This is a genomic window from Nibrella saemangeumensis (assembly GCF_039541915.1).
Lineage (GTDB): Bacteria > Bacteroidota > Bacteroidia > Cytophagales > Spirosomataceae > Nibrella > Nibrella saemangeumensis.
The window spans coordinates 20,094-43,774 of sequence record NZ_BAABHD010000012.1 but is presented as its reverse complement, the minus strand read 5'-3'; the positions used below and the strand labels follow the sequence as shown (position 1 = coordinate 43,774).

General features: G+C 50.2%; 23 protein-coding genes. 7 read left to right on the top strand and 16 right to left on the bottom strand.

The genetic code is table 11. From position 1 onward, the window contains the following. Nucleotides 1-29: 29 nt before the first annotated feature. From ABD949_RS05455 to ABD949_RS05435, 5 genes are all read right to left on the bottom strand, one after another. Nucleotides 30-290: a hypothetical protein gene (locus ABD949_RS05455; protein WP_345241393.1), complete on the bottom strand. Its 261-nt coding sequence runs from the start codon at nucleotides 288-290 to the stop codon at nucleotides 30-32. Nucleotides 291-312: 22 nt separating this feature from the next. Beyond that, nucleotides 313-702 carry a hypothetical protein gene (locus tag ABD949_RS05450; RefSeq protein WP_345241391.1) on the bottom strand — a complete coding sequence of 130 codons (390 nt, stop codon included), beginning with the start codon at nucleotides 700-702 and terminating at the stop codon, nucleotides 313-315. A gap of 297 nt (nucleotides 703-999) precedes the next feature. Then, entirely contained in the window at nucleotides 1,000-2,208 is a 1,209-nt protein-coding gene (locus tag ABD949_RS05445) for a thioredoxin family protein (protein ID WP_345241389.1), read from the bottom strand. 24 nt (nucleotides 2,209-2,232) lie between these two features. Further along, a complete protein-coding gene (gldC, locus tag ABD949_RS05440; RefSeq protein ID WP_345241387.1) occupies nucleotides 2,233-2,592 on the bottom strand; it encodes a gliding motility protein GldC in 360 nt (119 codons plus the stop codon). A 191-nt stretch (nucleotides 2,593-2,783) separates the two neighbouring features. Further along, a complete protein-coding gene (locus ABD949_RS05435; RefSeq protein WP_345241386.1) occupies nucleotides 2,784-3,521 on the bottom strand; it encodes a DUF4197 domain-containing protein in 738 nt (245 codons plus the stop codon). 83 nt (nucleotides 3,522-3,604) lie between these two features. Here ABD949_RS05435 and ABD949_RS05430 point away from each other — a divergent pair, with 83 nt between their 5' ends. The 4 genes from ABD949_RS05430 to ABD949_RS05415 all read left to right on the top strand — a co-directional run bounded on the left by ABD949_RS05430 (nucleotide 3,605) and on the right by ABD949_RS05415 (nucleotide 7,558). After that, the gene (locus ABD949_RS05430) at nucleotides 3,605-4,876 is read left to right on the top strand and encodes a competence/damage-inducible protein A (RefSeq protein WP_345241385.1); all 1,272 of its coding nucleotides are present in this window, start codon (nucleotides 3,605-3,607) and stop codon (nucleotides 4,874-4,876) included. A gap of 46 nt (nucleotides 4,877-4,922) precedes the next feature. Continuing rightward, nucleotides 4,923-6,317: a dihydrolipoamide acetyltransferase family protein gene (locus ABD949_RS05425; RefSeq protein ID WP_345241383.1), complete on the top strand. Its 1,395-nt coding sequence runs from the start codon at nucleotides 4,923-4,925 to the stop codon at nucleotides 6,315-6,317. Between the two features lie 84 nt (nucleotides 6,318-6,401). Beyond that, entirely contained in the window at nucleotides 6,402-7,034 is a 633-nt protein-coding gene (locus ABD949_RS05420; RefSeq protein WP_345241381.1) for a hypothetical protein, read from the top strand. Continuing rightward, nucleotides 7,031-7,558, top strand: coding sequence for a 5' nucleotidase, NT5C type (locus ABD949_RS05415; protein ID WP_345241379.1), 528 nt, complete (start codon nucleotides 7,031-7,033; stop codon nucleotides 7,556-7,558). The genes ABD949_RS05420 and ABD949_RS05415 overlap by 4 nt, the downstream gene beginning before the upstream one ends. A 51-nt stretch (nucleotides 7,559-7,609) precedes the next feature. On the opposite strand, the gene ABD949_RS05410 is transcribed toward ABD949_RS05415, so the two are convergent. The 8 genes from ABD949_RS05410 to ABD949_RS05375 all read right to left on the bottom strand — a co-directional run bounded on the left by ABD949_RS05410 (nucleotide 7,610) and on the right by ABD949_RS05375 (nucleotide 16,245). After that, nucleotides 7,610-8,449: an acyl-CoA desaturase gene (locus tag ABD949_RS05410; RefSeq protein WP_345241377.1), complete on the bottom strand. Its 840-nt coding sequence runs from the start codon at nucleotides 8,447-8,449 to the stop codon at nucleotides 7,610-7,612. A gap of 92 nt (nucleotides 8,450-8,541) precedes the next feature. Further along, entirely contained in the window at nucleotides 8,542-9,210 is a 669-nt protein-coding gene (locus ABD949_RS05405) for a DUF4159 domain-containing protein (RefSeq protein WP_345241375.1), read from the bottom strand. 64 nt (nucleotides 9,211-9,274) lie between these two features. Beyond that, entirely contained in the window at nucleotides 9,275-9,982 is a 708-nt protein-coding gene (locus ABD949_RS05400) for a 16S rRNA (uracil(1498)-N(3))-methyltransferase (protein WP_345241373.1), read from the bottom strand. Nucleotides 9,983-9,998: 16 nt separating this feature from the next. Further along, nucleotides 9,999-11,198: a vWA domain-containing protein gene (locus ABD949_RS05395; RefSeq protein WP_345241371.1), complete on the bottom strand. Its 1,200-nt coding sequence runs from the start codon at nucleotides 11,196-11,198 to the stop codon at nucleotides 9,999-10,001. 83 nt (nucleotides 11,199-11,281) lie between these two features. Continuing rightward, nucleotides 11,282-12,121: an AAA family ATPase gene (locus tag ABD949_RS05390; protein WP_345241670.1), complete on the bottom strand. Its 840-nt coding sequence runs from the start codon at nucleotides 12,119-12,121 to the stop codon at nucleotides 11,282-11,284. Between the two features lie 2 nt (nucleotides 12,122-12,123). Then, nucleotides 12,124-12,687 carry a hypothetical protein gene (locus ABD949_RS05385; protein WP_345241369.1) on the bottom strand — a complete coding sequence of 188 codons (564 nt, stop codon included), beginning with the start codon at nucleotides 12,685-12,687 and terminating at the stop codon, nucleotides 12,124-12,126. A gap of 92 nt (nucleotides 12,688-12,779) precedes the next feature. Then, nucleotides 12,780-13,961, bottom strand: a complete 1,182-nt coding sequence (locus ABD949_RS05380; protein ID WP_345241367.1) for a M28 family metallopeptidase — start codon at nucleotides 13,959-13,961, stop codon at nucleotides 12,780-12,782. Between the two features lie 94 nt (nucleotides 13,962-14,055). Next, nucleotides 14,056-16,245: a glutamine synthetase III family protein gene (locus ABD949_RS05375; protein WP_345241365.1), complete on the bottom strand. Its 2,190-nt coding sequence runs from the start codon at nucleotides 16,243-16,245 to the stop codon at nucleotides 14,056-14,058. A 420-nt stretch (nucleotides 16,246-16,665) separates the two neighbouring features. Here ABD949_RS05375 and mtaB point away from each other — a divergent pair, with 420 nt between their 5' ends. After that, nucleotides 16,666-17,997 carry a tRNA (N(6)-L-threonylcarbamoyladenosine(37)-C(2))-methylthiotransferase MtaB gene (gene mtaB / locus ABD949_RS05370; protein WP_345241362.1) on the top strand — a complete coding sequence of 444 codons (1,332 nt, stop codon included), beginning with the start codon at nucleotides 16,666-16,668 and terminating at the stop codon, nucleotides 17,995-17,997. A gap of 174 nt (nucleotides 17,998-18,171) precedes the next feature. On the opposite strand, the gene ABD949_RS05365 is transcribed toward mtaB, so the two are convergent. From ABD949_RS05365 to ABD949_RS05355, 3 genes are all read right to left on the bottom strand, one after another. Beyond that, a complete protein-coding gene (locus ABD949_RS05365; protein WP_345241360.1) occupies nucleotides 18,172-19,500 on the bottom strand; it encodes an ammonium transporter in 1,329 nt (442 codons plus the stop codon). Nucleotides 19,501-19,560: 60 nt separating this feature from the next. Then, nucleotides 19,561-20,754, bottom strand: a complete 1,194-nt coding sequence (locus tag ABD949_RS05360; RefSeq protein ID WP_345241358.1) for a porin — start codon at nucleotides 20,752-20,754, stop codon at nucleotides 19,561-19,563. Nucleotides 20,755-21,037: 283 nt separating this feature from the next. After that, a complete protein-coding gene (locus ABD949_RS05355) occupies nucleotides 21,038-21,388 on the bottom strand; it encodes a 4Fe-4S dicluster domain-containing protein (protein WP_345241356.1) in 351 nt (116 codons plus the stop codon). Between the two features lie 135 nt (nucleotides 21,389-21,523). Between ABD949_RS05355 and ABD949_RS05350 the strand changes: the two genes are divergently transcribed. Together ABD949_RS05350 and ABD949_RS05345 are read left to right on the top strand one after the other, a co-directional pair. Beyond that, nucleotides 21,524-22,558, top strand: coding sequence for an aldehyde dehydrogenase family protein (locus ABD949_RS05350; RefSeq protein ID WP_345241354.1), 1,035 nt, complete (start codon nucleotides 21,524-21,526; stop codon nucleotides 22,556-22,558). A 93-nt stretch (nucleotides 22,559-22,651) separates the two neighbouring features. Beyond that, complete coding sequence (locus ABD949_RS05345) at nucleotides 22,652-23,491, top strand: universal stress protein (RefSeq protein WP_345241352.1); 840 nt, start codon at nucleotides 22,652-22,654, stop codon at nucleotides 23,489-23,491. The last annotated feature ends 190 nt before the right edge of the window (nucleotides 23,492-23,681 follow it).

The window sequence follows — 23,681 nt, the reverse complement described above, 5'->3', positions numbered from 1 at the left end:
CTGATTATTACCTGTAAGTCAATTTTTTGCTACTGGTAAGCCTCACCTGGTTGACGGATCTCGGAATTCAGTCTGGCTGCGGTTTCTTTTCCCACAGGGGTAAGCATGATGACTACATCCTTTTTCTGACTTCCCCCAAATGGCATAATTCTGACCATCCCCTGCTGAAGAAGCTGTTCGGCGTGTTTTTGACAATAGGAAACGGTTAAGCCGCTGACCGACGAAAGGGTATCATAATTCATTACCCCTTCTTTCAATAACGATTTAAGCACCTGATGGAGTCCGTTCATGCTTTACGAGAGTTTATTGCGGCTATAAAGACGTTGTAATGTTAAGCGCTTCACCCTTCGCGTGATACACGGAGGGATTTGTTGCGGAATCATTCAGTAAGGCCTGTTCGGTAGCAAACAGTTTAGAACCACTTTCCACCTGATCAAAAATCTCAACCTGCCCAAACGGATTAAATTGACTGTGAGGTAGTATTTCGTACCTGACCATATCGACGACCAAGGTATTTTGTTCACCTTTTTTCCGGATAAACCGGGATTTAGGGTTGATGATGACTTCAATGGATTTGATCACTCCTGAGAAGTGAGGCACCACCTTTGCGTTGTTGTCTGTCCAGTACGTAAGGGGTTGGTTGATAAAAACCGAATCGTCGACCTGGAAAGGAATATCGAATTGATTAAGGAATAGTTTCATTGGTTTGGGTTTAAAATGTCATGTTGAATAGCCCGGTTCAATAGCCGAAACGATACGTGATTCTTACCTGGCAGTACAGTGACAAGCGCGGGCGTCAGGACGATTAGCTTACGAATTAAGCTGACATGAAGGGAAGCTACTTAGTAAACACTTTACCTTCCGATAAGTTGCTGGTAAGGTCAAATATCTTTTCCCGCGAGGCACTTGCGCACATCCCTCCCTGAATCCTGCGTGTTGGCGGGGCAAAAAAAAGCCTGCTCCGTCCGGAGCAGGCCAATGTTTTTGGGGAGCATTTGCTTATTTCAACTTCTGCATCAGCTCTACGTTTCGCCGAACATCCAGTTTGTTTGCCTGTGCCAGTTCCATCGACTTCTGAGCCGCTTTTGATGCTTCGGCCATGTTGCCGGCCCGACGGTGAGCCTCGGCCAGTTCATAATACAGGTCCGACTGTTCTCTGGGTGTCGCTTTGTTCAGCGCAAAAGCTTTGTTTACCCATTTGATTACCGTTGGCGCATCAGATGGGTCCGGACTTAAGCGGTTAAACAGCTTGGTGATGTAAACAAACTCCGGAACAGTGATCGGGTTGTTGGTTACCTGACTGTCCATCCGGGCTACGGCTTTGGCCGTTTGGCGCGTCTGGAAGAACGCATTTACCTCCGGTAACAAGGTCCGGTTGGCGGCTACTTTGGGATCAATCCCGATTTTAGCCAGATTAGACCGGATTTCCAGAATCTTTTCCGGTGAATACCGGGCACCCCGGCTGCTGAACAACGAGGACATCAGAATGTTCTCAGCCACATTTTTGAGTTCATCGGGCTGAGCGTGCTTTTTATACTGATCCTGGTGCGTCAGAAAGTACTGGAACAGCGGGTTATCCGAATCCATGACCAGCTTTTTCAATGCCAGCCAGTTGGTATATTTGGCAAAATCACTGGCAGGCACCTGCCGGGCGTACTCTTCCATCGCCTTCATGTTTGTTACCGTATCGCGGGTGACCAGCGAGTACATAGCGTAATCAATCAGGAAAGCCGGTGACCGCTCGCCCTTGGTGTACCGGCCCTTCATGCCCTGGGTCCGCTGGCCGGGATTGAGCGCGTTGGTGCCGTGTCGGATTACTTCATTGGCCGTGTTGCTGCTCATTGCCATATGCAGGAGGTTTCCCTGTGCATCGAAGTAAAGGAACAGTGGCAATTGCGGAACGTACATTTTCCGGCTGCCTAGAAAAGCCTGCGTGGCCTTCTGGGTAATATCCTGCTTCGTGCTGATGAAACGGGCATTGTAGAAATCGACTACCCGACTGTCGTTCAGTGTCGGCACAAAGCTCTGGCAGACATGGCAGGTTGGGGAGTAGATCTCCACAAACACGGGCTTACCAGCCTTGCGGGCAGCCTGGAAAACCTCTTCCAGCGGAGCTTCCCTGAACAGGATTCCGTTTTTGCCCTTCTGTGCCATCACTACCGACACGGACAGGCAACAGATGACCAGCGAAATGAATAATTTCTTCATGGTAGAACAGAGTTGGCAGATGACTTATTTATTGCTGTTGGGCTGATTCTGCGCTTTATATTCTTCCTCAACCCGTTTGCTGATCGTCCGGCAGAGATTTTCAATATCATCGGCCATCCGCTGGTCACCGGTCGCCGTCATAGCGGTATCGGCGAGGCCGCTCATGATTTCAATGATAAACCGCTTCATATCCAGCACCTCCATATCTTTGGTCCAGAGGTCTATTTTCATGGTGCTGCGGTGGTAATGGTCCCAAAGCGCAACGGCAATGGCTTTGGTGTCACTCAGGCCTTCGTTGGGGTTATCGGTGGCATCCCAGTATATCTTGTCGGGTACATTGGAGGGGTCTAATTCAACGCTAAAGCGAATTTCAGATTTTTTCATACAAATGTATAAAGGAGCAATTAAACCCCTAAATTACGAAAAACTCGTGAGCCACCGGGTATTCAGCCACGTTTTTAGGTAATTTAGAGGTAGATGTCACCGTTTGCTTACGCTATATGCAACATAGGGAATGCTATCCCTACAAATCCCCATTGAAGCCGGCAAACCGTCCAATTAATCCCTCAACCAAACTACTGCCGCGATCCGAAAACTCTTCTCAGAATATCACTCACGCGGGCAGCCGGATTCTCACGGATTTTTTTCTCCTCCTGTGCAATCAGCAGGAACAGGCCGTCAACAGCTTTGGTCGTAGCGTAGTTTGTCAGGTCGGGATTAGCCTTCTGCACCAATGGTATCTGGTTATAAGTCCGAACCAGGTCTCCGTAGTAACGGGTTGCATTATTGGCCGTCAGGGCGCTATCGACTACGGGTGTAAACTCGTTGACAAGCTGCTGGTAAGTAGTCCGGCGAAGGTACTGGGTAGCCGCATCGGGCTGGCCCCGTAGAATACCGAGCGCATCCTGAATGGTCATGGACGTAATAGCCGAAATGAATATAGGCCGTGAGCGCTTGGCAGCATCCTCAGCGGCCCGGTTCAGGGACAGGATAAACTGGTCGACCTGCCGCCCCAGCCCAATCTGCCGCAGTCGGGCCTCCATACGCTGTACATCCGGTGGAAACAGCAACTTGATGGATGGATTCCTGAAGTAGCCATCTACGGCCGATGCTTGTTTAGCACCATTGGTAATACCAACCTGGAGCGCTTCTTTTAAGCCCAGAGCGATTTCGTTGGCTGTCAGCGAACCGGTACCGGTAGGTTGTGTTACTTTCTCAAGGATCTTGCCCAGGGTGGTCCGCGGTGTCTGAGCCTGCGTTGTTGTGAGAAACAGGCCTGTGAGTGCGGTGGTTATCCAGATTATCTTTTTCATCCGATTTAGCGATTTTATGTACTTTTGACCCAAAAAACGGTGAAAGGTTTAGCCGGCAGCCCGTTTTTTCCGAAACCTGTACTATGCCTGAAACCATCCTTGCTGAAGTAGTAACCATCGGCGACGAAATACTGTTCGGCCAGATAACCGATACCAACACCCAGTGGATTAGCACCGAACTGACCAATATCGGCATCCGGACTGTCCGTAAATCCTCCGTCGGCGATCAGGCAGAAGCCATTCTGCAAATCTTACAGGAAGCCCACCAGCGGGCTAATGTGATTATCCTGACGGGTGGCCTGGGGCCAACCAAAGATGACATTACCAAACATACCCTGTGCCGGTACTTTAACACCGAACTGGTTATGAACCCTGATGCGCTGGCGATGGTGACGGGCTTCTTTGCGAAACGCGGCCGGGCCATGACGGAGCTCAACCGGCTCCAGGCCGCCCTGCCGGCCAACTGCGTCTATATTCCGAATCACTGGGGTACCGCTCCGGGTATGTGGTTTGAGCACGACCAGGGCGACGTTCGCGGGCGGGTGTACGTTTCACTGCCGGGGGTGCCGTTTGAGATGAAAAGCCTGATGACCAACCTGATCCTGCCCAAACTTCAGGCACATTTCCGGACGCCCGTCATCCTGCACAAAATGATCCGGACTGTCGGCATTGGTGAGTCGTTTCTGGCCGAGCGTATCGAGCAATGGGAAGACGCGCTCCCCCCGCAAATCCGGCTGGCGTATCTGCCAAGCTTCGGTCAGGTCAAATTGCGCCTGACGGCCACCGGCACTAATGCACAGCAATTGCAGCAGGAGTTGGCGGAACAGGTAGCCAACGTCCTGCCTTTGATTGACCAGCATGTGTTCGGCTTTGATAGCGATGAGCTGGAAACGGTGGTTGGTCGCCTGCTGAAGGAGAAATCGCTGACGCTGGGCATTGCTGAAAGCTGTACCGGTGGTTATGTTTCCGCACAAATCACCAAAGTTCCGGGCGCTTCTGCGTATTTTTGGGGCAGCATTGTCAGTTATGCCAATGAAATAAAAGTCAAAGAGCTAGGGGTAGACCGGGCGGTGCTGGCCGAACATGGTGCCGTGAGTGAGCCCACCATACAGGCCATGGCTGAAGGCGTTCGGCGGGTGCTGGGCACCAGCGTGGGCATTGCCACCAGCGGCATTGCCGGCCCGGACGGCGGAACACCCGATAAACCCGTTGGCACCATCTGGATTGCCTGCGCCACCGACCAGCGGACGGTAACCCGATTGCTAAAACTGGGGCAGTACCGCGAACAGAATATTCAACTGACCACGAATTATGTGCTGAATCTGCTCCGGGAGGAGTTGCTGACGTTGAATTAACTTCATCAATCACAAACAAACTCAAAGTACCAAACCGACTAATACAATGGCTCTGGTAGACATGGTAATGCCCAAAATGGGCGAAAGCATCATGGAATGTACGGTGATTACCTGGCTTAAAAAGCCCGGTGACCGCATTGAAGCCGACGAATCCATCCTGGAGGTGGCCACCGACAAGGTAGACACTGAAGTGCCGGCTTCTCATTCCGGCATCCTGACAGAAGTGCTCGTAAACGATGGTGATGTAGTACCCATCGGCCAACCAATTGCCCGAATCGAAATTGAGCAGGAAGCGGGTTCTGATACGACGCCTACCCAGACTCCCGTTGACCAGGAAAGGGTACCCGAAGAAGTAGCGGTGCCGGAAACGGTGGAAGCATCCGCGCAGGAACTGGAAGCCGGTATTTCGGTTATGAGTACGCGACTGCCGGAGCCGGTAGCGTCTGGTAGTGTACATTACGGTAACCGGTTTTATTCACCGCTGGTACTCAGCATTGCCAAAGAAGAAGGCATCTCAGCCGAAGAGCTAAACAGTATTCCGGGCTCAGGGGCAGAAAGCCGCGTCACTAAGAAAGACATGCTGGCTTATGTGCAGCAGCGGAAGAAGCAGGCGGCAGTGGAACCAAAGCCAGCCCCTCAACCATCAGTTGATTCTCCCGCTTCAGTCAGTAAGCCCACAACGGTTCCATCTGTGCCCGCGACCGGCCCGACTAAAACAGCTTCGGTGAACGGCCAGTCTGATATTATTCAGATGGACCGGATGCGGAAGATGATTGCGCAGCGGATGGTCGAATCCAAGCAGATATCTCCGCACGTTTCCTCATTTGTGGAAGCCGATATGACGCCAGTTGTCCAGTGGCGAAATGCGGTCAAGGAAGACTTCAAGCGCCAGACAGGCGAAAACCTGACCTTCACCCCTATTCTGGTTGAGGCTGTCGTAAAGGCGATCAAAGACTTCCCAATGATTAATATTTCGGTGGAGGGTGACACTATCATCGTCAAAAAACATATCAACATTGGGATGGCCGTGGCCTTGCCCAACGGAAATCTGATCGTTCCGATTATTCACGAAGCGGATCAGTATAATCTTATCGGGCTGACTAAAAAGGTGAACGATTTATCAAAGCGGGCTCGTGAGAATAAACTGACCGCCGATGACCTGGCCAACGGAACCTACACCATCTCCAACATCGGCACGTTCGGAAATGTATTGGGTACCCCCATCATTCTTCAGCCGCAGGTGGCGATCATGGCCTTTGGTGCCATTCAGAAGAAACCGGCCGTTATAGAAACGCCCCAGGGTGACCTGATCGGTATCCGGCAAATGATGTTCCTGTCGCACTCTTACGACCACCGCGTTGTCGATGGTTCGCTCGGTGGACAGTTTGTCCGGCGCGTAGCCGATTACCTGGAGAAGTTCGATGTTAACCGAACATTGTAATAAAAAGCCGATTACTCACTCGTTTTTGGCTGGTGTATGTATCCTAGATAGGTTTGTAGCCGTCAACTTTTACCACAAACAATCATGCACGACTACAAATCTATCTACACCACCATGCTGCTTTTTGTAGCAACCCTTTGCTCCGTATTTGCCCAGGATAATAGCGGTGTCGCCCGCGTCGAGAAAATTCAGGGTGTTGAAACGTACGTAATGTCCGAGCCTCTGCGGGAGTACGACGTAGCGTTTAAAGTAGAGACCGGCCTTAAAATGGCCTCACTGGCTACGGGTGGCGTCGTTAATGAAGGTGTTTCGGATAAAGCAGAGCAATTTATCAGACATGCCGTCAAACAAGGAAAGAAAGACAACAAGGAGTTTGATGCGGTTCTGATTTCTGGTTCTAAAACCGCAGTGGCTATCAAATTCAAGACTCAGGCTACCGAACAAAACAAAGGCCTGGCCAGGGTTAAGAAAGTCGATGGCTACGAACTCTATGTCCTGAGTGAGCCGGTTCGGGAGTATGACCGGGTGGTTGATGCCACTGGTGGTTTGAAAGCGAAATCATACTTTACGAGCGGCTTAGTCAACAATTCAATTGAGGAAGATATGGCGCAATTTGTCAAGCGGGTGAAGAAAGAAGCTGCGGAGGATAAAAAAGACTTCGAAGCTGTCATCTACTCAGGTGGCAAAAGCGCGATTGGTGTTAAATTTAAAGGATGAAACAACGCATTGCACTGGACATGGACGATGTCCTGGCGGATACCAACCGTAAGTTTATTGACATTTATCTCAATGGTGAAGCCCCCCGATTCACCATTGAAGAGTTAAAAGAGAAGTCATTTCATGAACTGCTCGACGAGCAGGAGTTCCGGACGCTGTTCCGGAATGTGTATGAGCCCGGCTTCTTCCGCGACATCCAGATCATGGAAGGAGCGCAGGATGTGGTGAACCGGCTGATGGAGAAATACGAGGTATACATCGCCACGGCCGCCATGGAGTTTCCTAACTCATTCGTGGACAAATACGAATGGCTGGCCGAACACTTTCCGGCCATTCACTGGCGTAACATCATCTTTCTGGGCGATAAAAGTGTACTCAATACCGATTATCTGATTGATGATCTGCCCCGAAATCTACGCACGTTTACGGGTCAGGGCCTGCTTTTTACCGCTCTGCACAACCGGGACGAAACCGAATACAAACGAGTTAACAGTTGGCAGGAAGTCGCTGACCTGCTGCTCTAAAATAAAAAAGGCCTCAAGTACTTGAGGCCTTTTTTGTTGATAAGTGAATGATCAGGCTTCCACCCGGCGGTTTTCAACGGTGTGATTCTCCGTTTTCTGGTCTTCAACCAAACGGTCATGACCAACTTCCAACTGCGCTTCTTTGAGCTTCGCAGAAGGTCTAACCTCAATAATTTTCAGTTTATGAAGCACCTTGATGACCGGGTACGTAGGATCAAACTCCCACCAGCGGGCACCAAAGTTGGCACTGTTCGGCCGCTTGTGATGGTTGTTCTGGAATAGTTCGCCCATCATCAGCAGGTCAAACACCAGAGAGTTTTTCGACTTATCGTGGTTATCGTAGTTGGCGTATCCATACTTATGCCCACTCCAGTTAACGATTGCCCCGTGGATCGGGCCCATCAGGAAGTGAATTGGCAGCAGGAAAAAGAACGCCCAGTGCATATCCAGGTAGATATAGGCGAAAATATAAAACAGGCCATAAACTACCCCCCAGCCAATACGGCTCACCCATGAATCACCAATTTTTTCGATCAGCGTCCACTCCGGATAGTTGCGGTCAAACTGACGCTCTACCGGTCGCTTGCGGTGAAGTACAGCGTTATAAAGGTCTTTCGTCTTCCACATCATGGTAAATACGTTTTTGGTATGATGAGGAGAGTGTGGGTCCCTTTCCGTATCACTGAATGCGTGGTGCATCCGGTGCAGGACGGCATAGGCCCGTGGGCTCAGGTACGAGGAGCCCTGTGAAACATAGGTCAGCAGGTAAAAGAACCGCTCCCAGAATTTACTCATGGTAAACATTTTGTGGGCAGCATACCGGTGCAGAAAAAATGTTTGGCAGAACAGGGACAAATACCAGTGTCCAATAAAAGCAAGCAATACAATCACAGCTGAAATATTTAGGGTGGTATTAAGAAAACAGAATGTTAGTACAAAAGTAAACTTTTTTACAAAAAAAGGCCCTTCCTCCTTAAAAAGTCCTATTGGTAAGAGGTAGTGGCATACTGCAGCAAGTTGGCTCCCATGCGCAGCGCCTGCTGCCGAACGGGCTCCGGATCATTATAAACCGTCTGGTCTTCCCATCCGTTACCCAAATCGCATTCCAAGCTGAAAAAGCAGACCAGCCGGCCCTGCCAGATCAGGCCAAAGCCCTGCGGAGCCTTGCCGTCATGCTCATGTACTTTAGGCAACCCGCTTGGAAATTTGAACTTCTGGTTGTAGATCGGATGGGAGAATGGCAACTCCACAAAGTTCAATTCCGGAAAGACCTTCTTCATCTCCCGACGGATGAACTTCTCCAGGCCATAATTATCATCAATGTGCAGAAAACCACCCGACATCAGATACCGACGCAGGTTCTGAGCTTCGGCATCGCTGAACACCACGTTGCCGTGACCGGTCATGTGGACAAACGGGTACGAAAACAGTTCAGGGCTCCCAACATCGACAATATCCTCTTCAGGATAGATATTCATGCGGAGATTGGTATTGGCAAATTTAATAAGGTTCGGAAGGGAGGTTTTGTTGGCGTACCAGTCGCCCCCACCATTGTACTTCAGTTTGGCAATTTTATAGGCGTATTGCGCCTGAGCGTCGGTTACCAGCCAGAAACTAAATAGGAGAAGCCAGACCTTTACAAATTTTATCATATAATATTGAGACTCTCTAAATAACGCTTCGGTGCCGGTTTCAGTATCTACCGAAAAGTGAACGTCAGTGTTTCGAAATATTGGCTAAGTTTATTATCTGACAGGCGGTTAGGGCGGCTGTTTCGGTCCGCAACCGATTTTTACCCAAGGTAACCATTCGAAAGCCAGCTTCCACGGCCTGCTTCAATTCTTCGCCGGAAAAATCACCTTCCGGACCGATCAATATCGCAGATGAGGTTTGGGGTACTGTAAGGTTGAACAAATGTTCAGGTGCGCTTAGTTCAGGCAGGTGGGCAATAAACCGGTGTTCCTCCTGAATAGCAGCCAACAATTGGCTAAACGAAACAGCTTCATCAATCTGCGGCAGGTAACTTTGCAACGACTGTTTCATGGCTGCTACGGCAATTTTAATCAGCCGGTCGGTCTTCAGTACTCTCCGTTCGGAATGCTGGCTGAAGAAAAAACTGAACCGCTCCACCCCTATTTCTACAGCTTTCTCTACGAGCCACTCAATCCGGTCGATGTTCTTGGTTGGTGCCAGGCACAGGCGGATGGAGAAGGGCCGCCGGGGAGTTGAGTGAAACTCCACAATCCGAACGGCACACTGCCGGGCATCGGCTTTTGTAATTACACAATCAAAGCGGGTGCCCTGTCCGTCAGTTACGCTGATAGATTCGCCAACGCTGAGCCGCAGGGTTTTGATGGCATGGCGGGAGTCTTCTTCAGTGAGATAGGGTTGTCTGGCAATATCTGGCTGGTAGAATAGATTCATAACGGCACAAAAGTAATCAGTCAGCCGAATACCGCACCTTTGGATTTTTCAGGCATTTCATCGCCTGGGTAAGGCCATTCAGTGTGAGTGGAAACATCCGCTCGTCGCACCAGTCGCGGATCAGACCGGTACTGGAGGTATATTTCCAGTAACCGGGCACGGTCGGGTTCAGCCACACGAGGTGCGGGTACTGTTGTTTAAACCGGTTAAGCCAGACAATGCCTGCTTCTTCGTTATAATGCTCAATGCTGCCTTTGGCCGTTGTAATTTCGTAAGGAGCCATGGACGCATCCCCCACAAAGATTACTTTGTATTCTTTATTGTACTTATGCAGCACCTCCCAGGTTGGGACCCGATCGTGCCGGCGGGTATTATCGCGCCAGAGGGTTTCGTAAACGCAATTGTGGAAGTAGAAAAACTCCAGCCGTTTAAACTGGTAGCGCGCAGCCGAAAACAATTGTGAACATAAATCAATGTACTCGTCCATTGATCCACCGACGTCAAGCAGCATCAACACCTTCACGCGGTTCTGCCTTGACGGCTGCATTTGGATATCCAGCAATCCGCCGTTCCGACTGGTTTCTTCGATCGTTCCGTCAATATCCAGTTCGTCGTCCTGACCTTCGCGGGTCAGAATCCGCAGCCGGCGCAGCGCCATTTTCATGTTGCGGGTATTCAGCTCCAGATCATCATCGAGGTTGCGATAATCACGCTGTTCCCAGATTTTTACGGCGATGTGATTCCCCTTTGCTTCGCCACTCATCCGGAACCCCTCCGGGTTATAGCCCATAGCCCCAAAAGGAGAAGTCCCCCCGGTACCAATCCAACGGCTACCCCCTTCGTGCCGCTTTTCCTGCTGTTCCAGCAACACCCGCAGACGATCCCAAAGCGCATCCAGCCCACCCATCGCCAGAATAGCCGCTTTTTCTTCCTCCGAAAGATCGTTTAACAGGGCATTCTCCAGCCAGTCCGGTGGCACTTCCGTCAGCCCCGGCACCGGTTTTGACGGAATACCGGCAATATATTCACCAAACAGCCGGTCGAACAGGTCGAGGTGCTGCTCATGTTTGATGAGCGTCGTCTTCGAGAGGTAATAAAAGGCATCTACACTCACCCCGCCGGCATCGCTCTTCAACGCTTCCAGCAAGGTCAGGTATTCTGGCAAAGTAACCGGCAACGCATGTTGCCGCAGCAGGAGGAAGAAATCGAGAAACATAGTTAAAAGGCAGTCTGCAGTTCTCGGTTGGCAATTGGCAGTATAGGAGGTTTTTTAAATTTGCCTACTGCACACTGTCTACTCTAATAAGGTCTCCCCCGGCTGCGCAGGGCGGTCAGCAGGTCGGTATCCTGTTCGTTTTTCAGGAGTGAACCAATGTAGGGCGGTAGCTCCTTCAGCGATTCCAGGTCGGTCAGGTCGTCACTGGTGACACCACCTGCCAGCAGCAGGCGAATCCAGTCGATGAGTTCGCTGGTGGAAGGCTTTTTCTTCAACGCCTTTACGTCACGGACGTTAAAAAATACCGATAATGCTTTCGCCATCAACTCCTGGGGCAGATTCGGGAAATGAACCTCTACAATCTGCTGCATCGTTTCCCGGTCGGGAAAGCGGATGTAATGGAAGAAACACCGGCGCAGAAACGCATCCGGTAGTTCCTTCTCGTTATTGGAGGTGATGATGACCACCGGCCGGTGTCGGGCGTTGATCGTCTGCCGGAGTTCGTAGCAGTAGAACTCCATCCGGTCGAGTTCCTGGAGCAGATCATTCGGGAATTCAATATCGGCTTTGTCAATCTCGTCGATCAGCAGCACGGCCTGCTCGTCCGACTCAAAAGCCTCCCAAAGTTTTCCTTTCCTGATATAAGTCGCCAGATCCCCTACCCGCGAATCACCCAGTTGCGAATCACGCAGCCTTGACACGGCATCATATTCGTATAAGCCCTGCTGAGCGGTAGTGGTTGATTTGACGTGCCAGGTGTACAAAGGTTTTTGCAATGAGCGGGCAACCTCATACGCCAGCAGCGTCTTACCCGTTCCCGGTTCTCCTTTGATCAGCAGCGGCTTCTGTAACTGAATCGCGGCATTAACAGCCATACTCAGTTCGCGGGTCGCCACATAACGCTCGGTCCCTTCAAAGAACATCATTATTCCTCCTGTTCGTCGCTTGAAAACGAATACAGCGTTGTATCCAGTTGGAGCGCATTACTGTTGAAGTCGTGAATGAATTCTTCAATGACCTCATCCGTGATCTCTTCCACGTTCAGGCACACATCCAGGCCGATCCCGTACTCGAAATCATGGTCAACTTCGATATGTTCCTGTACTTTCACGGCTTCCGTCTCCTCCATTTCCTCAATGAGTTCAGTTAGCAGCAGTTCAACCTCCTCTTCCTCCTCCGGATCGATTTTATAGTTGGCATTCCGGTCTTCGGGGGGAACATACTTCGGAAAACTCTTTCTTACCTTTTCCACCGCCATCTCATACACCAGGCTGCTATGGTGTAAACGCAGCGTGTAAATAACGGCATCGTAAATTACCTCATCACCCTTATGATTACCGATAAACTGAATATGAACGCATTCGCCGGAGTCGAGTACATCCAGCTCATCATCTTCAACGTGGGCGAATGATTTACCTTCCTGTTCCAGTTCTTTTTTAAATTCAGCAATTTCTTCGGGATCATATCCCTGATTTTTATAAGTAGCCATAGACGGGTATTCTATAAATGAGTAATGAAGCGGTAAAGCTACTTATCTGGTTCGGGTTAACCAAAACCAAAGCTCTCCCACTCGATAGGTAATCAGGAGGCCGTCAATTGCCGGACCGTCGTCCACTGATACGCCAGTGCTCCGGCAAAATCAACAGCAGTCGTCAGAGCCTCTAACTCTACGGCCGCAAGGGTATCGTCGCGCCGGTGAATGCGGGGCATCTGCTTATTTTCATCCAGCGCGCATAATGTAATCACAGGTACGCCTGCCCGCACTAACCAAATGCTGTCGAAATCGGCAGTATGCCATTCGCCGGTTTGAACATGATGTTGGAAATTTTCCTGTTCAATCAGCCTCCGGGCCAGTTGGGTTAGCGGATTGTCGTACAGGATCGGCTCAATAGTACCGGTCTTTTCAATGAGGGTAAGTTTACCAGCTCCCAGGGTATCGAAATTGATTACGGCAGTTCGACCGGCCGGCCAGTCAGACCGGTGCTCCTGCACGTAATGCTGTGACCCTATCATACCGGCCTCTTCGGCGCTGGTCAACACTACCTCCAGATCCATGTGTGGTATATTAGCCTGCCGCAGACGGTCGGCCACCGCCAGCGCAGCCGCTACACCCGTAGCATTATCACTGGCTCCGTTGGTATACCCGTATAGCCAATACCCTGCGGTGGCCAATACCGCCTGCACGGCAAAATAGCCCATACACCCATAACGGAGATAAGTCACATAGGGTAATCCCCAACCAAGCACCTCAAGCGTTGCACCCAGTGCGGACGCTACCATCAAGCCGAGTGACAAGATCATCGAACCTCTGAAATTACCGACCAAGCTTGAAGTGTACAGGAGCGAAACCGGTGCCGTGTCGTAATGTGCCATTAGAATTACCTTGGAAACAGGTTTCTGGTTGTTCTGGGCCGGCCAGCGCCCAATAACGTTGCGGGCCATATGCTGCAGCGGAAACCGGGTGACCGGCGAGTACCGCCAGTTGAAAAATAACCAGGCTAATACAACAAAGAGCCAGACTAGCACCAGCGCGGTCACGGTCAGGTACGGCACCAGCAATAAACCGAACACCAGTCCGCCTAACAACCAATATACCACCGTAACGTAGGTTTTGGGCGTTCGAAACAGTTCGGTCTGCACATCGGCTTCCATTTGGGTAAGATAGTTCTCCAGCAATTGGGCCGCTTCCGATTCGCAGGGAGTAGCAGCGCCACGGTGCGGCAAATGAGTCAGCTCGCGCAGGAAAGTGTCCAGAGGAAACATGGGCTTCGGTGACGGTCTGACTGCTAAGATGCTGATTATCCGCAAAAAAGAAAAGCCCACCTTTCGGCGGGCTTTCTTAACGGTGGGTCAGAATTTATTTAATGAACAGCATTTCGCGGTATTTCACCAAAGGCCAATCCTCGTCGTCGATAATTAACTCCAGTTTATCAACTTCGTAACGGATCACATCAAAGAAGTCTTTGACGTCGGTAGCGTACATCTTGGCCGTCTCCGAGGTATTACCCAGGTTATTTGCTTTCTTACGGGTCTCGGTCATGTCATGTACGTTCGTCTTAATCGTCATAACCCGACGCGAAATTTCCCGGATCAGGTCTTTCACCGGCTCGGCTTCTTCGGTCATACCCAGGTCCACCAGCGATTTTGCTGTTTCGGCCAGTTTGTTCTGGTACTTCAGGGCGGTTGATACAACGTGGTTCATAGCCAGGTCGCCCATCACGCGAGACTCGATCTGTACTTTCTTAATGTACTTCTCCAGTTCGATTTCGTAGCGGGACTCTACCTCGGCATGACTCAGGACACCTAGTTTCTCAAACAGATCCAGCGACTGCGGCTTCAAATAGACTTCCAGTGCTTCGGGAGAAGACTTAATATTGGACAGGCCCCGGCGAGCGGCTTCCTCAACCCACTCATCTGAGTACCCGTTGCCTTCGAACAGAATGCGCTTAGAGGCTGTATAGTATTGCTTCAGGATATCAACAATCGCGAGTTCTTTCTTTTCGCCGGCAGCCAGACGCGCGTCCAAATCCTGCTTGAACTGAATCAACTGGCTGGCCACAATTGAGTTCAGCACGATCATCGTTGACGATGAGTTGGCGGCTCCCCCTACGGCACGGAATTCAAATTTATTACCGGTAAAGGCAAACGGCGAAGTACGGTTCCGGTCGGTATTGTCACGCAATAGGGATGGAATCCGGTTGATACCTAATTTATAATAAACATTGTCACCTTTGTTCAGCGAAATCTCCGACTTCACTTCCAGATCCTCCAGTGCCTTGGTCAGTGATTCACCCAGGAAGACAGAAACAATGGCCGGAGGAGCTTCGTTGGCACCCAGGCGGTGTTCGTTACCGGCCGACGCGATGCTGGCGCGCAGCAGGTCGGCATTGTCATGAACGGCTTTGATCACATTCACCAGGAACGTGAGGAAGCGCAGGCTTTCTTTCGGCTTTGTGCTGGGGGCCAGCAGGTTTACACCGGTGTTGGTACCCATTGACCAGTTGTTGTGCTTACCGCTTCCGTTGATACCGGCAAAAGGCTTCTCATGGAACAGCACCTTAAAGTTATGCTTCTCGGCTACTTTCTCCATCAAATCCATCAACAGGGCATTGTGGTCGATCGCCAGGTTTACTTCTTCGAAGGTCGGGGCGACTTCGAACTGACCAGGGGCTACCTCATTGTGACGGGTGCGAACCGGGATTCCCAGTTTCATCGCTTCGAATTCAAAGTCGACCATGAAGGCATTCGCCCGTGGAGGGATAGTACCGAAATAATGGTCTTCCAACTGCTGACCACGGGCCGGGGAGTGACCAAAAACGGTACGGCCTGCCATCACCAGGTCCGGACGCGCATAGAACAGCGCTTTGTCGACCAGGAAGTACTCCTGCTCAGGGCCCAGCGTAGCGGTCACTTTGGTAACGTTACGGTCGAAATACTGGCAAACGGCCGTAGCGGCTTTATCCAGCGACAGCAGTGCCTTCAGCAACGGCGTCTTGTAATCAAGCGCTTCGCCGGTGTATGAAATAAATACCGAAGGAATACACAGGGTTTTTCCACCCGCACCATTGTCCATGAGGAAGGCTGGCGATGAGGGGTCCCAACCGGTATAGCCACGCGCTTCGAACGTATTGCGCAGACCACCGCTCGGGAACGAAGAAGCATCAGGCTCCTGCTGCACGAGGGCGCCCCCTTTAAATTTCTCAATGGCTTTGCCATCCATGGTAATGTCAAAGAACGCATCGTGCTTCTCCGCTGTTTCGCCGGTCAGTGGCTGAAACCAGTGCGTATAGTGGGTAGCTCCTTTCGAAACCGCCCAGGCTTTCATCGCATTCGCTACCTCATCGGCGATTTCGCGGTCGATTTTACCGCCCGTTTCTATAGCCTCAGTGATTTTCAGGTAAGCCTCCGGAGACAGAAGCGCCCGCATTACCTCATTATTAAAGGTGTTGGATCCGTAATAATCGCCTACTCGCTCGGCCGGAGGTGCTACGGGCAGTGCTTGCCGGCTTTGTGCAATTTCAAGTGCCTTGAAGCGTAAATTTGCCATTTGACTTAATTAGGTGGTTTTGGATGAAAAACATCCAAACTTACACATGTTTTGACCATCTTTCCAAGAAAAAGGCAAACTTTTAAACCGTTTTTTAAGAAAAATATTGGTTATGCGTTATTTATAACCTTTTTTCAAACTTATACGCACAGCTTAGAAAATCACTATTCCACCCGCAAATAGAACTCTTTTACAAAATAGTATAATGAAATACAGATTAACACCAGAAGGAAATTAGGCCTTATAACTGTTTCAAAGAACGAAACCCCTAGTTTATTCCCAAACTGCTGCTTTTATTATTAGCAAACTGGGCAAAAAGGCTTTATTTCCATAATTTTACATGATTTTCAGCCAATTCTGATAAAACTAGAACCCAGCCTTTTCTTTTTCTGTATCTATAAACAGGCTGATTACGCATTCATGAAAAAAGTTGCTTTTTATACCTTAGGTTGTAAACTGAACTTCTCCGAAAGTTCGACTCTTGCCCGAATGCTCGAGCAGCGGGGGTATGAACGGGTGGGGTTCAATCAGAAGCCCGATATCTTCATCATCAACACTTGCTCCGTTACCGATAATGCCGATAAAAAATGCCGGAAGATTGTTCGGGAGGCTCAGAAGATCAACCCCGATGGCTATGTGGCAATTCTCGGCTGCTATGCGCAGTTAAAGCCGCAGGAGATTGCCGGCATACCAGGTGTAGACGCTGTTTTGGGAGCTGCCGAGAAATTCCGCCTGGCCGATCTGATTGAAACCTTTGAAAAAGCACCGACTGGTCAGGGAAAAGTATATAACTCCTCAATTGAAGAAGTGGTTGATTACCACGCTTCCTGGTCGCTGAACGACCGTACCCGTACGTTTCTGAAAGTTCAGGACGGCTGCGACTATCCATGCTCCTATTGCACCATTCCCCTGGCCCGTGGCCGTAGCCGGAGCGATACGATTGCCAACGTGGTGAACGCAGCTCATGAGATAGCGGACCGGGGTGTTAAAGAAATTGTGCTTACCGGCGTAAATATTGGCGATTTCGGCCTGCAAAACGGCGAACGGCAGGAAACGTTTTTTGAACTGATTCAGGCGCTGGACGAAATTGAGGGCATTGAGCGCTTTCGAATCTCTTCTATTGAACCCAATCTGCTGACCAACGACATCATCAACTTTGTCGCGCAATCCAGGCGGTTTGTGCCGCACTTTCATGTGCCGCTGCAATCTGGCAGCAATAAGGTGCTGGGGCTGATGCGCCGTCGCTACCGGCGGGAGCTATACGCCGAGCGGGTAGCGGCTATTAAAGCATATATGCCCCAGGCCTGCATCGGCGTTGATGTGATTGTGGGGCACCCAGGGGAAACAGAAGAGGAATTTAAGGAAACGTACCGCTTTCTTAATGAAATGGATATTGCCTACCTGCATGTATTTACATACTCAGAACGGCCCAACACCCAGGCGCTTGTTATTAAGCCGGTAGTCCCGGCGCATAAACGCGCAGAGCGTTCAAAAATGCTGCATATTTTGTCGGATAAGAAACGACGCGCTTTTTACGAATCTCAGCTTGGCCGCGAAGCAACGGTGCTGTTTGAAGAAGATATAGACAACGGTCAGATGCAGGGCTTTACCGAGAACTATGTCCGGGTAACGGCACAGTATGACCCGTTGCTGATCAACGAAACCAAACAGGTCCGGTTAACCGGAATTAACGCCGACGGCCTGGTGGAAGTAGCCGAAACGGTACCAGACCTGGTCCATTTACAGACCTGACCAGGACAATAGCTTTTAACAAGAGAAGGCCCGGCGCAATCCGGGCCTTCTCTTGTTAAAAAATGAAGGTATCCGCTAAAAGCAGATACCTTCGACGAGTACAACAAAACCACAGTCGCACTGAATTGGCAGTCGTGTGCCGTGCAGCAAGGCCTGTGGCTTTGCCGTGTTATCTTAAGCGTCGATCAGGAATTCGTCGTGCTGGCTTACATCCAGACCTACTTTTTCATCTTCTTCCTTCACGCGCAGCGGCTCAATCGCGTTGGTTACTACCAGCAGCAGGTAAGACATTCCGAAGGCGAAAGCCGATACCAGTACCAGGGCCAGCATGTGCGTCAGGAACAGCTTGGTATCCCCGAAAGCCAGTCCTTCGTCGGCAACGGCTGAGTTTACACCTTTGCTGGCGAAAATACCCGTCATTACCATACCAACCATACCACCTACCCCGTGGCAGGGGAACACATCGAGCGTATCGTCCAGTGTAGACTTGGTACGCAGGTGAGCGACAAAGTTACTGATGATAGCCGCTACCGTACCAATAAAGATCGAAGTCGGCACCGTTACGAAACCAGCGGCCGGCGTAATGGCCACCAGACCAACTACCGCACCAATACAGAACCCTAGTGCTGAAACTTTCTTTCCTTTAGCGGAATCGAACAGCACCCAGGCCAGACCGGCGGCCGCAGCAGCCGTGTTAGTAGTAGCGAATGCCGAAGCTGCCAGCGGGGAAGCCCCTACCGCCGAACCGGCGTTGAATCCAAACCAGCCGAACCACAACAGACCCGTCCCGAGTAGTACGAATGGGATGTTGGCAGGCGGGAAGAACTCCGCACCAACGTGTGACTTCCGGCGCTTCAGATAAATGGCTCCGGCTAAAGCGGCCCAGCCGGCTGACATATGTACCACCGTACCACCGGCAAAGTCCAGTACACCTAACTTGAAGAGGAAACCTTCGGGATGCCAGGTCCAGTGCGCCAGCGGAGCGTAAACACAAATGCTGAACAGAATCATGAACAGAACGTAGGACCGGAAGTTGATCCGCTCGGCCATTGAACCGGTGATGAGCGCCGGGGTAATTACCGCAAATTTCAGCTGGAAGAAAGCAAATACCACCAGCGGTATGGTAGCGGCCAGTTCCCAAGGCTTGCCATCGAGTACACCGTTGAACATAAAGAACGTCATCGGGTTACCTACAAAACCACCGATAGATTCACCAAACGCCAGACTAAAGCCGACTACCACCCAAAGAACACTGATGACGCCCATGGCAATGAAGCTCTGGAGCATAGTCGAAATCACGTTCTTGTTGTTTACCATTCCGCCGTAGAAGTAAGCCAGACCAGGAGTCATGATTAGGACGAGTGCGGTAGCGACCAGCATCCAGGCAGTATCGCCGGTATCCAGCCCTTCGGTTACAATGGCCTTCGGAACGGCAGGCATCAGGATACCCAGTACGCTGAGGGCTAATAAAAGAATGAGCGGTAAGTAAGCAGGCTTTTTCATACGAAATTCAGGTTTTTGTTGTACTAGGAAGATATTTTAGGTAAGAAACTGATGTCGGAATTAGAACTTGTAGATCATGGCCATACCCAGCGTGGCCTGTGAACTTTTGGTGAACTCGCCATTGCTGTCTTCAAACTGTAGGTTCTTTTCGGCCCCAAGGGCGGTCGGTTTAGCGTAGCTATCAACCCGGAATTCAGGCTTCAGCAGCAGGTGTCCGTCGGCGGCTGTAATGTTGGCGGTGATAGTGACCGAATTCACGCTGGTGCCTTCTCCGAGGGAGTTCCGCAGGGCGCGGGCACCGTTCTTATTATTGAAGACTTCATAGCGGGCCCCTAACCCAAAATTATCAGTCAGCGTATAGTTTGAATAGAAGGCAACACCACCCCAGGTTTTGGTTTTACCAATGTCACCGCTACCCTGGAAATCGCCCTTCTGGCCACCGTAGGCAGCATTCAGCCCCAGAAAGAATTTGTCGGTGATCTGGTAGGTAGTGGTTAAATCCATTATTGCGTAGGTACCGGTTGAGTCTTTGCCGTTGGCTTTCGGATTGGCCTCGTTACTGATCATTCCATTTAGGTACAGGTTCCAGCCCGATGCGGGCGAGACAAAAAACTGACCGATCAGACCTTTCGAGCGATTGTTGTCATTCAGGTTATCGATGTTATTAACCACACCGAGCATCAGCGCGGTCCGGTCGCTGAACGCATACGTAGCCTTGGCACCAATATGGTAGAAAGGACCATTGTTGAACAGGTTAGACAGCGAATAATTGTAGTTAACCGGAGCATCGATGACTTCATAGCCGATGTGCGTACCAAACTGCCCGGCGGTTAGCGTGAGCTTGTCTGTAGCTCTCCAGTTAAAATAGGCTTGTTTGATAGCCAGCGCTGTCGAGTTGGATCCCAGCGGACCAACCAGGTTACCGTAATTACCTAAATCTGCGTTGGGACCGAAGGCAAGGTCAACCAATACATCTGATTTGGTTGTGCTGTAACCAATTCGGGTTTGCACCAAACCGAGGGAAAACTGCCCGGCGCGCTGGTCGAAGGCCCTGGCGTTACCAGCCGCGCCGAGGTTGGAGCGGGAAGCCGGCCGGTTGAAGTTGGCGAAGTAGTAGCTATCGATGTAACCGGAAAAAGTGAATTTCCCTTTACTCCCATCATCCTGCTTGGGTGCCGAAGTAGAATCTGTATCTTCAGCCTTTCCAATCGCGGCCAAAGCGATTAGAGATACAAGTAAAATTCCTTTTCTCATACGTTTAATTTGGTGGTTTTAAGTGATAGCAGATTTTTCTATGCCCTCACAAAGATTATAGGTAAATTTTATATTTACAATAAGGCAGTCTATTTGAAAAGCACTTTTCTCAATTTTTGCCTAATTTTGTTTAAAACGTCTTATTATTTTAACCTAAAATTCAATAATTTTTAAAAATTTCTTATAAATCCGTTCATTCTATAAGCAGACTATTGAATTTTCGTGAACACAAAAAACCCCGACCTAATTAGGTCGGGGCGCACTTTAAATGAAGCTTTATATGTTATTCCTCAGCGTGTAGCCAGGATTTCTTTGCCAGCAAGGTGTCTTCCTCCTCTACGTGCTCAGGATCAGGTACACAGCAGTCTACCGGACAAACGGCCGCGCACTGAGGCTCTTCGTGAAAACCCACACACTCGGTGCATTTATCGGATACTATATAATAGAATTCATTAGACACCGGTGCCTGTGGCGCTTTGCCGCTAACAACGGTACCATCGCCAAAATCAACTTCTTCCAGGCTGGTCCCTCCACCCCATGTCCACTCTACACCACCCTCATAAATAGCGGTGTTTGGGCACTCGGGTTCGCAGGCTCCGCAGTTGATGCACTCATCGGTGATCATTATTGCCATGAGTTGTACAAGTTTATAGCTGGAAATTATTTTTCACTTGATTACTGAACAACAAATATAATTATTTAAAGGTTGGGGGCAAACTAAAATTTATTTTTGTGGGTTGCTCTATCCGTAAGCCTTAAATTACATTTCATGCGGCAATCTGAACGACTGCAAACCTTTATCGAATTAGGTACTTTTTTACGCTCGGACTCAGCTCAGCCTGAACTCGAACAGGTCGTTCGGCAGGCCTTTCACCGGAATCCGTGGTTTACACCCGCTAACTCCCTGACTGCCTTACAAGCCATTGCAACCAATTATCTGAATGCTGAAGCACTGACCAATTGGGCGTCCAGCTATGCCATTGAGCCCGAATCGCCCAAAAAGGTAGGGGTTGTCATGGCCGGGAACATACCTGCAGTCGGTTTTCATGACCTGTTATGTGTCCTGATCAGTGGCCACCATCTGCTGGCGAAGTTAAGTAGCCAGGACTTTGTACTAATTCAATATTTAATACAAAAAATCACTGAAATAAATCCTGCCTTTGAGGAGGCTATCACCATTGCCGAGCGGCTGAATAGTGCGGATGCGTTCATCGCTACCGGCAGCGACAACACCGCCCGTTACTTCACCTATTATTTTGGCAGGAAACCCCATATTATCCGCCGGAACCGGACATCGGTGGGCATCCTGATGGGCGATGAGCGGGATGCGGACCTCCAGCAATTAGGTCAGGATATTCTGCAGTATTACGGACTTGGCTGCCGGAATGTTTCAACATTGCTCATTCCGGACAACTATCCAATAGCAACACTGATGCGCGCGCTTGAGCCGCTGGCGACTGAATATATCAATCAAAACAAATATGTTAATAACTATGACTATAATAAATCGATTTATCTGGTAAACCAGATTCCCCACTACGACAACGGTTTTCTGCTGTTGACAGAAAATGATAAACTAGTTTCCCCGATCTCAGTAGTCTACTACCAGACCTACCAGACCCTCAGCGAAGCGGATGCATTCATCAGGGAGAGATCAGAAAAAATACAGGTTGTTGCCGCAGCGGCTCAGGAGAACGGTCAGGGCTGGTATCCCGCTAGTGTAGCTTTCGGCCAGACTCAGCAACCGGGCTTGTCCGACTACGCCGATGGTGTCGATACCATGGCCTTTCTGTCGGCGCTGTGACTGACAAAAGTTAGCCGCCGGGCTGAAGCAGATCATTTTGGAATAGTACGATTTGCCGTTGTTTTGGGCTATAATTACAAGATACCAAAGCCCATGCAAACAATCCTGGTACCCACCGACCTGAGCGACCTCTCGCTGAACGCGCTGAAGATAGCAGCTGACATCTGTCGTACAAGACAGGCAAAAATCCTGCTGTTGCACGTTGTGCCTATGCACGCTACGGCCCTGACCTGCTCCGACATTTCGTTTCCCGTTGGAACGTATGACCTCCAGGCCCTTTTGCAGGAGAACATTACGACAGCCCTGGAGGAACTCCACCAGATTACCGCCCGGCCGGAGTATCAGGGAATTCCCATTGAAACCGCAGTATGCGATAATACCGACGGCCTGGCTGAATCAATCCTCAGCCGCCCGGCCGATCTGATTGTAATGGCCTCTAAGGGTACCTCCGATTTTGAGAAGTTCTGGGAAACCTCCAACACTGAAACGGTGGTTCGGTTTGCTACCTGTCCCGTACTGGTTATTAAAGACCCCATTCAGGATTTCAGGCCGGAAAAAATTCTGTATGCCGTTGATGTAGACGATCAGTTAAAGAAATGGCAGCGGTATCCATTCCAGTTGAACCAGGGCAGCGAAGATGTGGATGGGTACTTTCTGTACGTCTATACACCATCAGACAACCGGGATACCGAGGCCGTTCGGGGCTGGATAGAAGAACTGGCCCTTAGTAAGGGTATGGCGCATTACGATATAGCTATCCGCAGCGATAAAACAGCCGCCGAAGGCATTATCAGCTATGCCGAAGAAATTGAAGCCGATATTATCGTTTTGTTTACCCACGGCCGCAAAGGCGTAGAGCATCTCCTGCTGGGCAGCGTGGCCGCCGATGTATTGAATCATACCCAATCGCCAGTGCTGATCATGCGCCTGTAAAAAATCAATCTGAAGAAAGCTAGTAAGCAAAGCGGAGTGCCCCGGATGGCGCTCCGCTTTCTTTTTGGTCCTACCGACAGATCCCATTGCCACCGCTTCGTTACGTAAGGATCAATCAGGTACCCGAAAAAACCGGCCCTCTGGATGCGGGCCGGTTTCGACTCAGGTAACCTGAAAGAGGAAGGTTGAA